Raw genomic sequence first — 17665 nt, forward strand, 5'->3', positions numbered from 1 at the left:
CGGTCAAGCATGCCGGCGGCGTCTCCACGTTGCAGGCCTTGAACGGTGTCGACCTCGAGATCGGACTCGGCGAGACCTTGGGGCTGGTCGGTGAATCCGGCTCGGGCAAGACCACCGTGGGGCGGATCCTCGTCGGCCTCGTTCCGGCGACCAGTGGCACCGTCACCCTGTTCGGCCGCGACATCACCGGCCCCGACGGGATCGCCGGTCTCGCGGCGGTGCGGTCCCGCCTGCAATTCGTGTTTCAGGATCCCTACGCCGCGCTCAATCCGCGCATGCGCATCGGCGCGGCGATCGCCGAGCCGATCGATATCGCCGGCACGCATACGCGTAAGGACCGCAACGACCGCGTTGCCGAGCTGCTCGAATTGGTGGGACTGCCGCGGAGCAGCACCGAGCGCTATCCGCACGAATTCTCCGGCGGCCAGCGCCAGCGCATCGTCATTGCCCGGGCGCTCGCGCTCAATCCAGGCCTCGTGGTGTGCGACGAGCCGGTCTCGGCACTCGACGTCTCGATGCAGGCCCAGATCGTCAACCTGCTGCTCGACCTGCAGGAGAAGTTCGGACTGAGCTATCTCTTCATCGCGCACGATCTCGCGGTGGTGCGGGCGGTCTCCACCCGGATCGCGGTGATGTATGCCGGTGCGATCGTCGAGACCGCGCCGAAGCGCCAGATCTACGAGAATCCGCGGCACCCTTATTCGAAGGCGCTGCTCGACGCCGTGCCGCGGGCCGACCCGCATCACGTGCGACAAGCCGTCATCGCCGGCGAAGTGCCGAGCCTGCTCGATCCGCCGCCGGGATGCCGGTTTCATCCGCGGTGCGAGCTTGCCTTTGCGCGCTGCCGGCAGGAGGCGCCGGAGTTCCGGGCCGCCGGTCCCGACAGCCGCGCCGCCTGCCATCTGTTCGACGACGACGCCAGTGGGACGCAATAGGCGGCACGAGCTACCCGATGCGATGCATTCAAGACGACCAACATCACCGCGGCCAAGCCGCGCTCAATTCGAGCTGTCGATCAGGTTTTCCAGCAGCCGCTTCAGCTCGTTGGTCGCCTTGTCGCCATAGCTTTCCAGGACATGCTCTTCCTGACTGGCCGCCAGCGAGTCCAGCCGCCTGCAGAGACTCTCGCCGCGGTTGGAGATGAACATGAGAACCTTGCGGCGGTCCCTTGGATCCTGCGCGCGATAGACCAGCGTGTCCGACACCATGCGATCGATCATCTTGGTCAGCGTCGGGTGGTTGAGCAGCACGGCTTCGGCAAGTTCACCCATCGAATGGCCGTCGCCATCCGACAGGACCTTCAGGATGCGCCACTGCTCTACAGGCACGCCTTCCTTGCTCAGCCGCACCTCCAATTGCCGGTTGATCTCCCGGTTGGCTTGCGCAAGCAGGTAGGCGAGATGTTCGGTGATAGGGGAGTTCTCTTTCGGCGGTCTGGCCACGGCTGGGACTTGTCTTGACCCGAATTGAATGAATGTGTTGCAGCAAGTGCCATTTCTATATGCACTTCAATTGTTGAATATTCAATATTTTCAACTACGATATTTCCTGAATGGAAGCGGATGCGTCCGCCGCCGGGTTCTTGATCGGCTCCCGCCAATACTGCAGAGAAGCGTTCTGATTTCACGCGTGCCAGACAGGAGTCGGCGTGCTCTCGACGATGGACTTCCCGGCTTGCGGTGCCGTTTCGCCGCTCCTGCCATTCAGGGGCTTGTCATCGACTGCGACCGATCTCGAACTGCCGCCGATCGATGCCGGCTTCTCTCGGCGCCGTGGTGCGCGCAAGACGCTGCGGGTCGGCAATTTTCTGACCTTCACGGGTTCTCCCGGAATATGGGGGCTGAGCTCGACGAACAGTGCGTTGCTCGCAGTCGCCGAGATCAACGGGCGCGGCGGCATTCTCGGGCGGGAAATCGAGATGTCGATGTACGACGCCGGCGGTCCGCTTGAAGAGGTGGCGCGCATTGCCAGGCAGGCCATCGCCTTCGATGAGGTCGACCTGATCATGGGCTCGCATATCAGCGCGGTCCGCGTTGCCCTGCGCAAGGTCACCCGCAACCGGATTCCCTACATCTACACGCCGGTCTATGAGGGAGGCGAGCATACGCCGGGCGTGATGGCGATCGGCGAGACGCCGCACTGGCAGAGCCGCCCGTCGATCCAGTGGCTGGCCGACGTGAAGAAGGCCTCGCGGTGGTATCTGATCGGCAGCGACTATGTCTGGCCCTGGCAGTCGCATCGCGCGGTGAAGAGATACATCGCGCAGGCCGGAGGCCGTGTGGTGGGCGAGGAATTCGTGCCGGTCGGCGAGGATGCTTATGACGCGCATTTGGTGCGGATCCGCGCCGCAAGGCCCGACGTCGTGCTGATCTCGCTGATCGGAACCGACAGTATTACCTTCAACCGCGCCTTCGCCGAGTGCGGCCTTGCCACCAGGACGCTGCGCCTGGCCGGCGCGATGGATGAGACCGTGCTGCTCGGCATCGGCGCCGACAAGACCGAGAACCTGTTCTGCGCGTCCGGCTATTTCAGTTGCGTCGGGTCGCGCGCAAACGACGAGTTCCGGGGCTGCTGTCGACTGATGTTCGGTGCGCACGCTCCGCCGATCGGCTCCGTGGGCCAGTCCAACTATGAGGGGTTGCGGTTTCTGGAAGCGGCCGCCAACCGCGCCGGCTCGCTATCATTCGCCGCTCTGCTCGCGGCGGCGCGGAACGTGACCTACATGGGTGCCCGTGGTCCGGTTGTCATCCGCGAGGGACGCGCCGAGATGCCGATGTATCTCGCAGAAGCGGATGGCCTCGACTTCAAGCTGATCAAGACCCTCTAGGCGTCGCTTCGCGCGAGCCGGCGACCCCGTCTGAAATAATACTTGAAAAAGAAAATATTTCCGTTTGTACTATCGATACGGGTCGGATCGCCGGCGCCGAACGTAAAGGTGCGGCTTCGCGGCCCGGGATCAGGATATCAGGAGAGCGTCGTGTCGGTCGTGCTTCCCACCCCAGCGCAACTTCGTGCCGTCGCCGAACAGTGTGGTCTGTCCTTGTCGGACGAGGATGTCGGCTCCTTTCGCGGCCTGATGCAGGCCTCGGTCGATGCCTACAATCTGGTTGGCGCGCTGCCCGACGAGGTGCCACGGGTGAAATACCCGCGCACGCCGGGCTACCGGCCATCGCCCGAGGAAAATCCGCGCAACGCCTGGTACCGCAAGACGACGGTCAAGGGTGCGCCCGGTGGCAAGCTCGAGGGCAAGACGGTCGCGCTCAAGGACAACATCATGCTGGCGGGCGTGCCGATGATGAACGGCTCGGCCACGCTGGAGGGCTACGTACCGGATTTCGATGCAACCATCGTCACGCGCATGCTGGATGCCGGCGCGGAGATCGTAGGCAGGGTGCATTGCGAGTCCTTTTGCATCTCCGGCGGAAGCCATACCAATGCGACGGGCCCCGTGCACAATCCGCACAAGATGGGCTATTCGGCGGGCGGGTCGTCGTCGGGCAGCGCCGTCGTGGTTGCGCTCGGCGAGGTCGACATGGCGATCGGCGGCGATCAGGGCGGCTCGATCCGCATGCCCTCGTCGTTTTGCGGCACTTATGGCATGAAGCCGACCTGGGGCCTCGTCCCGTACACCGGCGTGATGCCGATCGAGATATTCGTCGATCATACCGGCCCGATGACGGCGACGGTTGCCGACAACGCGTTGCTGCTGGAAGTGCTGGCGGGCGACGATGGCTACGATCCGCGGATCAAGGCGCCGATGGTCGAAGAATACACCAAGGCGCTTGGCGCCGGCGCCAAGGGGCTCAGGATCGGGGTGCTCAAGGAAGGTTTCGAGCAGGCTGGTGCCGAGCCCGCGGTGAACGAAAGCGTGCGTGAAGCCGCAAAGCGGTTCCGCGATTTCGGCGCTAGCGTGGAGGACGTGTCGATCCCCATGCATCTGATGGGGCCCGCCATCTGGATGCCGATCGGGACCGAGGGCATGACCCAGACCATGATGTACGGCGATGGCTACGGCCTGAGCCGTCCAGACCTCTATTCGACTTCCCTGATGGAATTCCATCGCGGCTGGCGCCGCCAGGCCGATTCGCTGTCGGAAACCACCAAGCTCCTGCTGCTGTTCGGCACCTACATCAACAATACGTTCGGCTCGCGCTACTACGGCAAGGCGCTCAATATTTCGCGCCGGTTGACCGCAGCCTATGACAGGGCTTTCGGGCAGTACGACCTGCTCGTGATGCCGACCACCCCGATGAAGGCGACGCCGTTGCCGCCGCCCAATGCGAGCCGCGAAGACTATGTCGCGCGGGCGCTCGAGATGATTCCCAATACAGCGCCGTTCGATATCACCCACCATCCGGCGATGTCACTGCCGTGTGGCATGGTCGACGGCCTTCCGGTCGGATTGATGCTGGTCGGCCGCCACTTCGAGGAATCCACGATCTATCGGGCCGCGCATGCCTTCGAGCAGTCCGGCGACTGGAAGAAGATGTAGGGAAACATTTCGTGTGGACCCGTCGGATCCCAAGGCATGGCTAGCACGTTCGTTGCGGCATTCGAAATCCTGAGCTTCGGCGCGATCATTGTCCTCGTCGTGCTGGGACTCGGAATCATCGCCAGCATGATGGGGATCTTCAACTTTGCGCAAGGCGAGTTCGTCCTGCTCGGCGCCTACGTCACCTATCTCGCCTACAGCCATGGAATGCCGGTGTGGTCGGGCATGGTGGGCGCGCCGTTCCTGGTCGGCGCGTTTGGATTCGTGCTCGAAGCCCTCATCATCCGCCGTTTCTATGCGACGCCGATTGTCGCCATGCTCGGCACCTACGCGCTCGGCCTGATCATCCGCGAAGTCGTCCGCGGACTGATCGGGGGATTCTACCTGACGGTGCCGGAGCCGATCGGTGGCTCGATCGATATCGGTACCGTGCACGTCTCGGCCTGGCGCTTCACCATCATCGTGATCACGCTGCTGGTGATGGGCGCATGCTATCTGCTCCTGTCGCGGACGAGTTTCGGACTGCGTGTGCGCGCGACGCTTGAAAATCCGGCGCTGGCGCGCGCGTCGGGCATCTCGACGCCGCTGATCTACGGCGCCACCTTCGCCTTCGGTGCCGCGCTGGCGGGCCTCGCCGGCGCGCTGATCGTGCCGGTGTTCAGCCTGTTTGCCGACCTCGGCATCCGCTTCCTGATCCAGGGCTTTGTCGCGGTGATGGTCGGCGGCGTCGGGTCGTTCATCGGGCCGGTGGCGGGAGCCGGCGTCATCGGGACCTTGAGCGCGGCGCTGCCCTGGATCATGTCGCCGGTGGTGGCCGACGTCCTCGTCTTCGTGCTCGCCATCGCCTTCGTCAAATTCCGGCCGCAAGGCCTCATCGCTGGAAAAGGGGTTTAGTCTCATGCTTGCCGATCGCATCAGTCTCACGCGGCGTCGTTTTCTCTCCAACCTCGCCTTTGCATCCGGCACCATCGCGACCGGGGTCGGAAGCTGGGTGATGCGGCCGGATTGGGCCAACGCCGCGGAGGGGCCGATCAAGGTCGGCATCGCGACCGATCTCACCGGTCCGATCGCCTATGCCGGCAATGCCGACGCCAATGTCGCCAAGATGGTGATCAAGGAGATCAATGCGTCAGGCGGCCTGCTCGGCCGGCCGATCGAGCTCTACATCGAGGATACCGCTTCCAACGAATCGGTCGCGGTCGGCAACGTGCGCAAGCTGATCCAGCGCGACAAGGTCGACATGGTGCTCGGCGGCATCACCAGCTCGATGCGCAACGCGATCAAGGACCCGATCGTGGCCCGTGGCAAGACGCTCTACATCTACCCGCAGCTCTACGAGGGCAAGGAATGCACGCCCTATCTGTTCTGCACCGGACCGACACCGGCCCAGCAGTGCGACGAATTCATTCCCTGGCTGATCAAGAACGGCGGCAAGAAGTTCGCGCTGCCGAGCGCCAACTACGTCTGGCCGCACACGCTGAACGTCTATGCCCGCAAGGTCATCGAGGCAAATGGCGGCGAGGTCGTCTTCGAGGAGTATTACCCGCTCGATCAGGTCGACTTCAGCGCCACCGTCAACCGCGTCATCTCCAACAAGGTCGACGTCGTCTTCAACACCGTGATCCCGCCGGGCGTCGGCCCCTTCTTCAAGCAGCTCTATGAGGCCGGCTTCCTGAAGAGCGGCGGAAGACTTTCTTGCGTCTACTATGATGAGAATACGCTCAACATCAACCAGGCCAACGAGATCGAGGGGCTGGCGAGCTGCCTCGACTATTTCAAGGCGCTGACCAAGGACGATCCGTTCAGCGCCAAGCTCCAGGCGGCCTATGACAAGGAATATCCCGGCAACATCCTGTTCGCCGCGGGCAGCGCTGCGACCGGCACCTATCGCGGACTGAAGCTGTGGGAGGCTGCGGTCAAGGAGGCCGGCAAGGTCGACCGCGAGTCCGTCGCTGCGGCGCTCGACCACGCCAAGATCGCGGAAGGCCCGGGCGGGCCGGCCGAGATGGTGCCGGGCAAGCGGCATTGCAAGATGAAGATGTACACGGCCGTCGCCAAGAACGGGAACTACGAGATCGTGGGACGCAGCGACGGTCTGGTCGATCCCAAGGAATGCTGAATTGGCAGGCGCAGCAAAACCGGCCGTCGGCGCCGATGCGTCGCCGGGAGTTTCATTGGCCGAGGGCGCGTCGGCACCGGCATCATCGGGGCGGCGGTCCGCCGCACGCCAGGTTCTGCCGATCGTCGAGGGCGTGGTGCTGATCATCGCCCTCGTCCTGCCGCTGGTGCTCGAGGACTATCTGACGGTGTTCGCAACGCGCGTCGTCATTCTGGCCCTGTTTGCGCTGTCGTTCGATCTGGTGTGGGGCTACGCCGGCATCATGAGTTTCGGTCAGGCGCTGTTCTTTGGCTCGGCGGGCTACGGCGTGGCGCTGCTGGCGCGGGATCTCGACATCACCTCGATCCTGCTGGTGCTGCCGGCAGGCGCGCTGATCGGGCTCGCCTTCTCCTTGCTGCTCGGCGGCTTCCTGCTGCTCGGCCGCAATCCGTCCAGCGTGATCTTCGTTTCGCTCGGCACCCTGACGGGATCCTATGCCGCCGACCGCCTTGCGCGCGGCTGGTACTATCTCGGCGGCCAGAACGGCATCCCCTCGATCTCGTCGATGACGCTCGGCGGCTACGAGTTCTCGGAAGGGCCGGTCTACTACTATCTTGCGCTTGCGATCCTCGTGGTCGTCTACCTGCTGTGCCGTTTCCTGGTGCGGTCGCAGTTCGGGCTGGCTCTCGCGGGCTTGCGGGAGAACGAGGCGCGGATCGCGTTCTTCGGCTATCAGACGCAGCATCTCAAGGCGATCGTGTTCACGGTCGGCGGGGCCATCGCCGGCCTTGCCGGCAGCCTCTATGCATTCCACGAGGGATTCGTCTGGCCCAACATGGTCGGTGTCGTGGTCTCGACCCAGGTCGTGCTGTACGTGCTGTTCGGCGGATCCGGCACGTTGATCGGCGCGGTGATCGGCACTGCGATCATCGAAGGTGTCAGCTTCTGGTTGTCGGACAACTACCGCGACATCTGGCCGATCATTCTCGGTGTATTGCTGCTGCTGGTCATCATGTTTCGGCCGCTCGGCCTGATCAGTTTCGTGCTCGGAGAACGCGAGCGCGTCGGAAGTTTCGGCGTCAAGGCGAAGGAGAAGCGCGATGCCGCTTCTTGAGGCCTCGGACATCGTCAAGGTCTTCGGCAAGCTCACTGCGCTCGACGGCGCGGCGCTGACGGTCGGCGAGAACGAATTCCATGGCCTGATCGGCCCGAACGGCTCCGGCAAGAGCACCCTGATGAAATGCATCGCCGGTGCCGAGCTGCCGTCGCAGGGCAAGGTCAGCTTCGTGAACCGGGACATCACCGGGCTGACGCCGACCGAGCGGGCCCGCGCCGGCATGAGCCTGAAATTCCAGATCACCAGCGTGCTGCCAACGCTCACGCTCTACGACAACATCCTGCTCGCGCTGCAGGCGCAGGGATCGCTGTTCGACCTCGTATTCTCGCGCACGCGCACCGCGCTGCATGAGCAGGTGATGGCGATGCTGACGCAGTTTCGTCTGGCCGATCGCGCCCATGAGGCGGCTGCGACGCTGTCGCATGGTCAGCAGCAATGGCTCGAGATCGCGATGGCGCTAGCGGCGAAGCCGCGGCTTCTGTTGCTGGACGAGCCGACCGGCGGCATGAGCCTGGAGGAGCGGCGCGTCACCGGCGAGCTGCTGCAGCCGATCAAGCAGCATTGCTCGCTCGTCATCGTGGAGCATGACCTCGATTTCATCCGCGACATCTGCGACCGGCTGACGGTGCTCGACCAGGGTCGGGTGCTGGCGTCCGGAACGGTCGCGGAAATCCAGTCCAGCAAGAGCGTCCAGGAGATCTATCTGCGCCGTGCCTGAGCATCAATTCCTCGATATCCGGCACCTCGACGCGGGCTATGGCCGCAGTCAGGTCCTGTTCGACGTCAACATCGGCATTCCCTGGCGCGGCGGCGTGGCGGTGCTCGGCCGCAACGGCGCGGGCAAGACGACGCTGATGAAGACGATCGTCGGCGAGCTCGCGGCCTCGAAAGGCGAGCTGTTCTTCGACGGACGCGACGTCAGCCGCAGCCGCACCGAAGAGCGCGTGCGTATGGGCATTGGCTATGTGCCGCAGGAGCATTCGGTGTTCGCGCGCCTTTCGGTACGCGACAATCTCGCGGTCGGCGCGCTCTCCAGCCGCAATCCCGCCGCCGTCGACCGGGTGTTGACCATTTTCCCAAAACTCGGACAGCGTCTCGACCAGCCGGCCGGCACGCTGTCCGGCGGTGAACGCAAGATGCTGGCGATCGGGCGCGCGATGCTCGGCGAGCCGTCGCTGCTGCTGTTGGACGAGCCGACCGAGGGCGTCTGGGTCGGTGTGATCGAGGAGATCACCGAGCGGCTGATCGAGCTCGCCGGGGAGATCGCGGTCGTCATCGTGGAGCAGCACCTCGATCTCGCATTGCGGGTGGCGGATTACGCCTATGTCCTCGACCGCGGCCGGGTCGCCCTGCAAGGAAGCGCGGGTGACGTGCGCAACAGCCCCGAGCTGCTGCGATATCTCGCGCCGTAAGCTCGGCAGCCCCCATATCCTCCGCATTCACGCCTTTAGCTAGATCGGTGCGATCGACCGGAATTTCGGAGGATGATCCGGTTCGCGGCGCGGCGGCGCCTGGTCGAGAATTTCGATGATCCGCCGCCGCGTGGTGCGCGGATCGATCACGTCATCGACGCCAAAGCCTTCGGCGGCATGAATCGAGGCGGTCTGGGCGCGCGTCTCCTCGATCATCTGCTGCCGCCGGGCCCGCGGGTCGGTCGCGGCCATGTAGTCCTTGCGGAAAGCGACATCGATTGCGCCTTCGATCGACATGGCGCAGATCTGTGCCGACGGCCAGGCGAAGCTCGCGTCGGCGTCGAAGGCACGGCCGCCATTCATGGCGAAATAGCCGAGCCCAAACCCCTTGCGGATCACCACGGAGACGCGGGGCACGCTGGCATGGCCCCATTCGAAGATCAGCTTGGCGCTGCGGCGCCCGAGCGTCGTTCGCTCCGCCGCCGAGCCGATATAGAAGCCGGGAACATCGATCAGCGATATCAGCGGCAGGCCGAACGCGTCGCAGAGCGCGATGAAATGTGCGCCTTTCTCGCAGGCATTGGCGTCGAGAATGCCGCCCACCCGTAGCGGCTGGTTGGCGATGAAACCGACAGGCCGTCCGCCGATCCGCGCGAAAGTCGTGACAATGTTGGCCGCGAACGTCGGCTTGATCTCGAACAGGCTCCCCACGTCGGCAATGCCCTCGATGATCCTGCGCATGTCGTAGGCGCGGCGCGTCGAGACCGGCACGATGTCGAGCAGGGCGTCCTCGCCGCGATCGGCGGGATCGTCGGTCGCGACGAAGGGCAGCGGCTTTCGCGCGTTGCCGGGCAGATAGGACAGGAAACGCCGCGCGGCGGCGAACGCCTCGTCCTCGCTGCCGACGCCGAGATCGGCGAGCCCCTGCTTGTCGACCTGCACCTCGGCGCCGCCGAGGCTTTCCTGATCGGTGTCTTCGCCGGTTCCGGCCTTCACCAACGCGGGGCCGGCGAGGCCCATGACCGACTGGCCGCGCACCATGACGACGAAGTCGGCGAGCCCGGCATAGTTGGTCGGCCCGGCAAAGCCGGCACCGAGCATGAGCGCCACCATGGGGATCCAGCCCGAGGCCCGCGCCAGGTCGTGGAACATGCCGTTGGCCTGCGCGAAATGACGGGAGCTCTGGCCATCCTGGATGCGGTGGCCGCCGCCGTCGAGCAGCATGACAACAGGGAGGCCGCGGCGGATCGCGATCTTCACCATGCGCTGGGTCTTGGCGCTGCCGAGCTTGCCGATGCTGCCGCCGAAGATGCTGAAATCCTGCGCGACGATGACCACCGGCCGGCCGTCAATGTGCGCCGTGCCGGTGACGACGCCGTCAGCAGGCGATTTTTCGCGCGGATGCGGCTTGCCTTCCTCCGGCTCGGAGGAGGCGAGGGCGCCGATCTCGTCGAACGTGCCGAGGTCGACGAGACGTTCGATGCGGGCGCGTGGCGAAAGCCGGCCGCGCTCGGCGAGCCGTTTCATCGCGTCCGGCCGTGCCGTGTCCATCAGCCTGGCGCGCTCGGACTCGATGGCTTCGAGAATCTGCCGCTGTCCGGCATCGGGATGATGTTTCATGGTCCGCTCGTCAAGATTGGAGATGGCCCGGCGCGCCGTGGTCGCCCATGAAGGCCGCGCGCAGCGCATCGCCCGTGGCGATCTCGTTCGCCGGGCCGCTCGCGATCATCCGGCCGTTCTGCATGACACAGGCCTCATCGGCGATTTCGAGGGCACGCTCGACCATCTGCTCGACCAAGAGAATGGCGACGCGCTGGGCGCGCAACGTGAGGATGGCTGACAGCACCTGGTCGACCAGCACGGGCGCGAGCCCGAGCGAAGGCTCGTCCAGCATCAACAGCTTCGGCTCGCGCATCATCGCCTGTGCGATCGCCAGCATCTGCTGCTGTCCGCCCGACAGGCCGCCCGCGGGCAAGTCCTTCTTCTCTTGCAGCACCGGGAACAGCTCATGGATGCGGTCCATGCGCTGCCGGTGCTGTTCCGCGCCGAGCCGCAGGCCGTAGCGCCCGAGCTCGATGTTGTCGGCCACGCTCTGGCGGCGAAACAGGCGGCGGCCTTCGGCGACGTGGAGCAGGCCGGCGGCAACGATGGCATGCGGCCGTAGGCCCGCGATGTTCTGCCCGTCGAAGGTGATTTCGCCTGATGCGGCTCGGTTGAGGCCGGACAGCGTGCGCAGCAGCGTCGACTTGCCGGCGCCGTTGCGACCGACCAGCGCAACGATGCGTCCTGCGTCGACGGAGAGCGAGACGTTTTGGAGCACGCGGACGTGGCCGTAGCCGGCGTCGAGGTTGCGTACAGAGAGCAGGGGTGGGCCGCCTGGCGCCTTCATGCCGGCGCTCCCGTCTTCAGCGCGCGCTCGCCCATATAGGCCCGCATCACCCGCTCGTCCTTGAAGACCTCGGCCGGCTTGCCGGCGGCCAGCACTGTTCCGCGATCGAGCACCGTGACATGGCTCGCGATATTGGCGACGAGATCGAGATGATGCTCGACGATGACGATGGTCGCGCCGAGCTCGCAGATGCGCGCGATCAGCCTTTCCAGCCGCTCGAGCTCCGACATCGACAACCCTGCAGCCGGCTCGTCGAGCAGGATCAGCCGGGCGCCGCCCATCATGGCGCGGGCGATCTCGACCAGGCGCTGCTGGCCGTGCGGTATCTCGCCGGCTTCCGTCTCCGCGCGATCGGCGACGCCGACAAAATGGAGAAAGCCCAACGCTTCCTCCCGCAGGCGGTGCGCCTCGGCGCGTGCAGAGGGCAGCCGCAGCGCGATCGAGAGCAGGTTCGCGCGTTCGCGCGTGTAGGCGCCGAGCATGACGTTGTCGAGCGCGCTGAGGTCCGCGACCAGCCGCGGCGTCTGAAAGGTGCGGCCGACGCCACGCGTGGCGATCCTTGGCGCGCTCGAGCCCAGCATCTCGACCCTGCCGATCTTCACGCTGCCGGCATCGGGCACATAATAACCGCTCGCCAGGTTGAGCAGCGTGGTCTTGCCCGAACCGTTGGGCCCGACGATCGCGCAGCAGCTTCCGGCGGGCGCGTGAAAATCCACAGCGTCGAGCGCCAGCACGCCCCCGAATCGTTTGCGCAAACCGGAGACTTGAAGCGGAAGCCCGGCGATGGGTGGATGTTCGGCGCGCTCAGCAGCCAAAACCGGCGTCGCGGCCTGCGGAGCAAAGCGTCGCCAGCCCTGACGCAGCGCGCCAAAGAGCCCGTGCGGCGCGAACAGCATGAGGCCGAGCAGGAGGCCGCCATAGATCAGCATGCGCCAGCTCTGCAGGCCCGCCAGCAATTCCGGAATGAGGAAGAACACGAGGGCGCCGATGATCGGACCCCACAGCGTGCCGAGGCCGCCCAGCACGACGGTGAGCAGGAAGAAGATGGAGAAATCGGCGGTGAAATCGTCCGGCGTGACCACCGTCTTCTGCACGGCGAAGAAGGCGCCGGCGATGCCCGCGAGCGCCGCCGAGATTACGAAGGCCGTGAGCTTCGCAAGCTGTGGCGAGGCGCCGACCGCGAGCGCGGCCGGCTCGACGTCGCGCACCGCCACGAAGGCGCAGCCGAAGCGCGAATGCACGACATTGCGCACCAGGATGAAGGCAATGACCGTGACGAGGACGACGGTGAAGTAGAGTGGCCTCGGCCCGAATTCGAAGCCGAAGGCCGATGGTGGAGGCACGCCGACGACCCCGGCAAATCCCTTGGTCAGCCAGCGCCACTCGACGATCATCTTCTCGAACACCAGCGCAAAGGCGAGCGTGATGAAGGCGAAATACCAGGTGTTGAGGCGGAAGGCGGGCAGGACCGCCAGCATGCCAAGGCCGGCTGCGAGCACCATGCCGAGAGCCGCCGCCGCCCAGAACGACCAGTGATGGTCGACGGTCAGCAGCGCGACCGAATAGGCGCCGATGGCGACGAAGGCGGCGTGACCGAGCGAAACCTGTCCCGCATAGCCGGCCAGAAGGTTGAGGCCGATCGCGGCGATGACGTAGATGCCGAGCTGCGTCGCAACGAACAACGCGTAGGAATTGGCGCCGACGAAGGCGGGAAGCAGCAACGCGATCGCGATCGCCGCGGCCTGAAACACGAGAGGAAGTGCAGCGCGGAGCGGCATGGTCAGACCGTCCGCGCGGTGGAACTGCCGAACAGACCCTGTGGCCGCAGCAGCAGGACTGTCAGCACGACGATGAAGATCACCGCCTCCTGATAGCCGGGCGACAACAGCGACGCGCCGAGAGCCTCCGTCACGCCGATAAGGTATCCGGCGATGAGCGCGCCGCGGTTGTTGCCGATCGACCCGACGGCGGCGGCCGCAAAGCCTTTCAGCAGCAGGTCTGGCCCGAGCGAAGTCGAGGCGTAGAGGATGGGTGCGGCGAGCACGCCGGTCATGGCGGCGAAGGCGGCGCCGAGAAAGAACGACCAGCGGCGGAGGCTGCCGGGATCGATGCCGCGCAACAGCGCTGCCTCGCGGTCTTCGGCGACCGCCATCACCGCCTTGCCCTTCAGCGTGCGGTAGGCGCTCTCGACGATCGCGACCAGGACGATGGTGACGATGACGAGCATGATTTCGTAGGACGAGATGCGCGACGGCCCGAGATCGAGCGCCTCCATGCTGAGCGGCTCGGGTGGCTTGACCAGGATCGGATCAGGTCCCCAGAAGCGCCCGACCAGGTTCGAGATGATCAGCGACACCGCGAGCGTGGTGATGACCCAGCCGGTTCCCGTCTGCGAGCGGGCAAGGATCGGGGCGACCGCGATGCGCTCCTCGACGAGCCCGATCAGCCCGACGGCCACGAGCGTCGCCACGAAGGCCGCGAACCACGGCATGCCGGCGAGAGAGGTGGCGCTCGCGAAGATCATCGCGCCGAGCATCACGAGCTCGCCTTGCGCGAAATTGAAGACGTTGGTCGGCCTGTACAGGATATTGAAGCTGACCGCGACCAGCGCATACAGGCTGCCAGCGACTATTCCGTGGGCGACGACGTCGAAATCCATCAGCGTGCCTTCACTGTCCCGCCGCTCGGGCGCGCAGGCAGCCCATGGCGCGCGGGTCCTGGCCCGAGGCGACCGACACGAGGACGACGTCCTTCTCGCCGATGCCAGAATGGTTCTCCGTCGTGAACGAGATGTCGCCCAAGAGGCCCCTGACGTTCTTGAGATTGTCGAGCCCGCGCTTGATCGCTTCGGGCTCGAAGCTTTTCTCCGTCTCGATCGCGGTCTTGAGGCAATAGAGGAAGTCGTAATAGGGCGCCGCCGCGACGTTGACTTCAAATCCCTTTGCTTCCGGATATTGCGCGAGCTTCTTTGCGAAGGCGACCTGACGCTCGCCGGGCTGCTCGGTATCGGTCCAGCTGAAATTGCGATAATAGGTCGCGAACACGTTCTTCACGGCTTCGGCCGGCACCAGATCGAACAGGGCCGGCAGCATCAGTCCGCTATGACCGGCGACCGCGGGGAACCACTTCAGGGTCTTCATGGCGTTGAAGATCATCGCCGCATTGGGAACGTTGGCGATCCACCCCATCACGCCGTCGGCGCCGGCCTTCTGCAAATTGGCGACATAGGCCGACAGGTCGGGAGCTGCGATCGGATAGACCTGCTCGCTGACCGGCGTGAGGCCGAACTTCTTCTGGAGCAGCGCCTTGGTGGCGGCTGCCGCCTGCTCGCCGAACGCGGTGTTCTCCTGCAGGATGCCGATCTTCTTCAGGCCGAGCTCTTGCACCATATAGTCGACGCAGACCTCGGCCTGCTGGTCGGTGTTGAACATGATCTGGTAGTGATAGGGGTATTTCTTGCCATCGCCGGCCTCGGCCGCCGCGGCATAGGTCGACTGAATCGTCCTCGCGGAGGTCGTGGCGGCAATCGACGCCAGCGACTGCGATGAGCCGGTCGGGCCGACAAAGCAGGCGATTTCCTGCTCCCGGAGCTTGCGCACGATGCCGGGCTCCTTCGCGGGCGAAGCCTCGTCGTCCTCCTCGACGCGCATGATGGGGCGTCCGAGGATGCCGCCCGCCGCATTGATTTCGTCGACGGCAATCAGTCCGCCGATGTAAAGCGGTGCAAACGAGGAGGCGAGGCGACCGGTCGTCGGCCGGATCCAGCCGAGCTTGAAGGGCTGCTGCTGCGCGAAAGCCGGACTCCCGAGGCCGAAGGCGACACCAGCCTGGGCGGCAAGACGTAGGAATGCACGCCGGTCGATGACGTCGCGGCGAAGCAGCGGGACTGCGGGCGTCAGTCGCATGCGTTTCTCTCCCAAAATGGGCAGCTCTTCGGGGCCGCTCGGTGCCCATCATATGACTTGCTAGTGGACCAGCAAGTGGAATAATAACATAACTTATGATTTTGTCGCAGCCCGGGTCCAGGCCGAAATCGCCGTCGCGGCAGGACGAGCGGCGGCGCGCCTCGGACGGGCGCATGTTGCGTGCCGCCATGAACATCATCGCGCAGAAGGGCGCGGCGGGGGCATCGCTGGCGGAGATCGGCGTCGCCGCCGGCTTCAGCCGCGGCCTCCCGGCCGAGCGTTTCGGGACCAAGCTCGCGCTGTTGAACGCGCTGGTGGATTTCATGGAGCACTGGTTCGCCGAGCGCGTGCGCGCGGCGCTTGGGGGTCGGGCAGGCCTCGCTGCGGTGCGGGCGCGGATCGACGCCCATATCGACAGCGCCTGCGCGAGTCCCATCGCCACGGCTGCGCTCTACTCCCTGTTCGTTGAATCGCTGTGCGCCATCCCGGAGCTGCAGCCGCGCACCCGCGCACTCAGCGCGAGCTTCCACGACGGATTTCGCAGTCATCTCGGGGAAGCCAAGCGTCGCGGCGAGCTGCGCGCCGGCGTCGATTGCACCAAGACGGCGAACATCCTCGTCGGCATGCTGCGCGGCCTGATCATCCAGTCGCTGCTCGAAGGCGACGCGGCGCAGCTTGCCGCGAACCGCGCGCAGATCCACGCCTTCATCGACACCGGCCTGTGCAAACAGGGCGCGGTGGCGGACGTCCGCGCTGGCATGCCGCGGCGAAAGACCGCCTGACGGCGCAGTCGCGCCCAGGCGACAAAACGACCGCTTCAGGCGGCACAATGGGAGGCGCCCATGAGTGGCGACAACGGTGGCGACAACGGTGGCGACAAACGCCCGTCGGCGGCGGACAGGTATGTGCTGCGCAATCTGGTCGAGCGCTATGCGAGGGAGCGTGGCGACCGGACCTTCGTTTTGTTTTCCACCGGCGACGAATGGAGCTATGCGCGCCTGCGCGCCAATGTGCGTAAGGTCGCCGCGAGTCTTCAGGCGCTGGGCGTCAAGCAGGACGATTTCGTGCTGTCCTGGCTGCCGAATGGCCCGCACGCGATCGCGGTCTGGTTCGCGCTGAACTACATCGGTGCGGTCTACGTGCCGGTGAATGTCTCCTATCGCGGGCGGCTGCTCGCGCATGTGATCAGGAATTCCGGGTCAAGGCTGATGATCGCCGATGCGCGGCTCGCGGAAAGGCTGACCGAAGTCGACACGGCTGCGCTCGACACGCTCGTGACCGTCTCCGGCCACGCGCCGGCCGGATTGAAGGGATTCCGCTGTCTCGGCGAGGAGGCGCTGTCGGTGGCGACCGGCGAGCCCACCGATCCGCCCCGCGCGATCATGCCGTGGGACACCCACGCCATCATCTACACCTCGGGCACCACCGGTCCGTCGAAGGGCGTGCTGTCGTCCTATCGGCATCTCGCCGCGACCACGGAGGCAATCGATACGGTGACGTCGGAGGATCGGGCGCTGGTGAATCTGCCGCTGTTCCATGTTGGCGGCACCAGCGGCGTCTACCGCATGCTGGTGCGCGGCGGCTCGATCGCGCTGGTGGAAGCCTTCGATACCGATACTTTCTGGGACACCGTGCGCAGCACCGGCACGACGACCATGACGCTGCTGGGCGCGATGATCCCGTTCCTGATGAAGGCTGCGCCGACGCCGCGCGATCGCGATCACACCCTCCGCCAGGTGGTGATGGTGCCGCTCGCCGAGGACGCGGCCGAGTTCACCGCGCGCTTCGGCGTAGACATCTACACCGTCTTCAACATGACGGAAATCTCGTGCCCGATCCTGTCGGAGAAGAATCCGGACGTGCCCAAGACCTGCGGGCGGATTCGTGCCGGCTTCGATGCGCGCGTGGTCGACGAGAACGACATGGAAGTGCCGCACGGCACCGTCGGCGAATTGATCGTACGCGCCGATGAGCCCTGGACCATGAACCACGGCTACAACGCCAATCCCGAAGCGACCGCGCGCGCCTGGCGCAACGGTTGGTTCCATACCGGCGATGCTTTTCGATGCGACGAGGCCGGCAATTTCTTCTTCGTCGATCGCATGAAGGATGCCATCCGCCGCCGCGGCGAGAATATCTCGTCGTTCGAGGTCGAGGCCGAAATCGGCGCGCATCCCAAGGTGCGCGAAACCGCTGTCATCGGCGTGCCCAGCGAATACGGCGAGGACGAGGTGATGGCGGTCGTGGCGGCA

16 protein-coding genes are annotated in these 17665 nt (G+C 65.3%); 10 read left to right on the forward strand and 6 right to left on the reverse strand.

Annotated elements, in window-relative coordinates; all coding sequences use genetic code 11:
• Window positions 1–29 precede the first annotated feature (29 nt).
• Window positions 30–935, forward strand: a complete 906-nt coding sequence (locus JOY90_RS00915; protein ID WP_367276864.1) for an ABC transporter ATP-binding protein — start codon at window positions 30–32, stop codon at window positions 933–935.
• Between the two features lie 63 nt (window positions 936–998).
• Here the strand turns inward: JOY90_RS00915 and JOY90_RS00920 are convergent, their stop codons facing one another.
• The gene (locus JOY90_RS00920) at window positions 999–1442 is read right to left on the reverse strand and encodes a MarR family transcriptional regulator (protein ID WP_291689295.1); all 444 of its coding nucleotides are present in this window, start codon (window positions 1440–1442) and stop codon (window positions 999–1001) included.
• 206 nt (window positions 1443–1648) lie between these two features.
• Here JOY90_RS00920 and JOY90_RS00925 point away from each other — a divergent pair, with 206 nt between their 5' ends.
• The 7 genes from JOY90_RS00925 (at window position 1649) to JOY90_RS00955 (ending at window position 9119) form a co-directional block, all read left to right on the forward strand.
• Window positions 1649–2827 (forward strand): substrate-binding domain-containing protein, encoded by a 1179-nt coding sequence (locus JOY90_RS00925; RefSeq protein ID WP_291689296.1) that lies wholly within the window; start codon window positions 1649–1651, stop codon window positions 2825–2827.
• A 150-nt stretch (window positions 2828–2977) separates the two neighbouring features.
• Window positions 2978–4492 carry an amidase gene (locus tag JOY90_RS00930; RefSeq protein WP_291689297.1) on the forward strand — a complete coding sequence of 505 codons (1515 nt, stop codon included), beginning with the start codon at window positions 2978–2980 and terminating at the stop codon, window positions 4490–4492.
• Between the two features lie 36 nt (window positions 4493–4528).
• Window positions 4529–5386, forward strand: coding sequence for a branched-chain amino acid ABC transporter permease (locus tag JOY90_RS00935; protein WP_291689298.1), 858 nt, complete (start codon window positions 4529–4531; stop codon window positions 5384–5386).
• 4 nt (window positions 5387–5390) lie between these two features.
• Window positions 5391–6611 carry a substrate-binding protein gene (locus JOY90_RS00940; protein ID WP_291689299.1) on the forward strand — a complete coding sequence of 407 codons (1221 nt, stop codon included), beginning with the start codon at window positions 5391–5393 and terminating at the stop codon, window positions 6609–6611.
• A 55-nt stretch (window positions 6612–6666) separates the two neighbouring features.
• Window positions 6667–7704, forward strand: coding sequence for a branched-chain amino acid ABC transporter permease (locus JOY90_RS00945; protein WP_291689310.1), 1038 nt, complete (start codon window positions 6667–6669; stop codon window positions 7702–7704).
• Window positions 7691–8425, forward strand: coding sequence for an ABC transporter ATP-binding protein (locus tag JOY90_RS00950; RefSeq protein WP_291689300.1), 735 nt, complete (start codon window positions 7691–7693; stop codon window positions 8423–8425). The genes JOY90_RS00945 and JOY90_RS00950 overlap by 14 nt, the downstream gene beginning before the upstream one ends.
• A complete protein-coding gene (locus JOY90_RS00955) occupies window positions 8418–9119 on the forward strand; it encodes an ABC transporter ATP-binding protein (protein ID WP_291689301.1) in 702 nt (233 codons plus the stop codon). The genes JOY90_RS00950 and JOY90_RS00955 overlap by 8 nt, the downstream gene beginning before the upstream one ends.
• 39 nt (window positions 9120–9158) lie before the next feature.
• On the opposite strand, the gene JOY90_RS00960 is transcribed toward JOY90_RS00955, so the two are convergent.
• Genes JOY90_RS00960 through JOY90_RS00980 form a run of 5 tightly spaced genes read right to left on the reverse strand, consistent with a single transcriptional unit; the run spans window position 9159 to window position 15413 of the window.
• Window positions 9159–10739, reverse strand: a complete 1581-nt coding sequence (locus JOY90_RS00960) for an acyl-CoA carboxylase subunit beta (protein ID WP_291689302.1) — start codon at window positions 10737–10739, stop codon at window positions 9159–9161.
• 10 nt (window positions 10740–10749) lie between these two features.
• Window positions 10750–11508, reverse strand: coding sequence for an ABC transporter ATP-binding protein (locus JOY90_RS00965; protein ID WP_291689303.1), 759 nt, complete (start codon window positions 11506–11508; stop codon window positions 10750–10752).
• Window positions 11505–13286, reverse strand: a complete 1782-nt coding sequence (locus JOY90_RS00970) for a branched-chain amino acid ABC transporter ATP-binding protein/permease (protein ID WP_291689304.1) — start codon at window positions 13284–13286, stop codon at window positions 11505–11507. Before JOY90_RS00970 ends, JOY90_RS00965 begins: the two co-directional genes overlap by 4 nt.
• 2 nt (window positions 13287–13288) lie before the next feature.
• The gene (locus JOY90_RS00975; RefSeq protein WP_291689305.1) at window positions 13289–14167 is read right to left on the reverse strand and encodes a branched-chain amino acid ABC transporter permease; all 879 of its coding nucleotides are present in this window, start codon (window positions 14165–14167) and stop codon (window positions 13289–13291) included.
• A gap of 10 nt (window positions 14168–14177) precedes the next feature.
• A complete protein-coding gene (locus tag JOY90_RS00980; RefSeq protein ID WP_291689306.1) occupies window positions 14178–15413 on the reverse strand; it encodes an ABC transporter substrate-binding protein in 1236 nt (411 codons plus the stop codon).
• 173 nt (window positions 15414–15586) lie between these two features.
• Here JOY90_RS00980 and JOY90_RS00985 point away from each other — a divergent pair, with 173 nt between their 5' ends.
• Together JOY90_RS00985 and JOY90_RS00990 are read left to right on the forward strand one after the other, a co-directional pair.
• Window positions 15587–16195 carry a TetR/AcrR family transcriptional regulator gene (locus JOY90_RS00985; protein WP_291689307.1) on the forward strand — a complete coding sequence of 203 codons (609 nt, stop codon included), beginning with the start codon at window positions 15587–15589 and terminating at the stop codon, window positions 16193–16195.
• A gap of 60 nt (window positions 16196–16255) precedes the next feature.
• The coding region (locus JOY90_RS00990) for an AMP-binding protein (protein WP_291689308.1) at window positions 16256–17665 on the forward strand (1410 nt) is incomplete at its 3' end.

The organism is Bradyrhizobium sp., from assembly GCF_019242285.1.
Classification (GTDB): domain Bacteria; phylum Pseudomonadota; class Alphaproteobacteria; order Rhizobiales; family Xanthobacteraceae; genus Bradyrhizobium.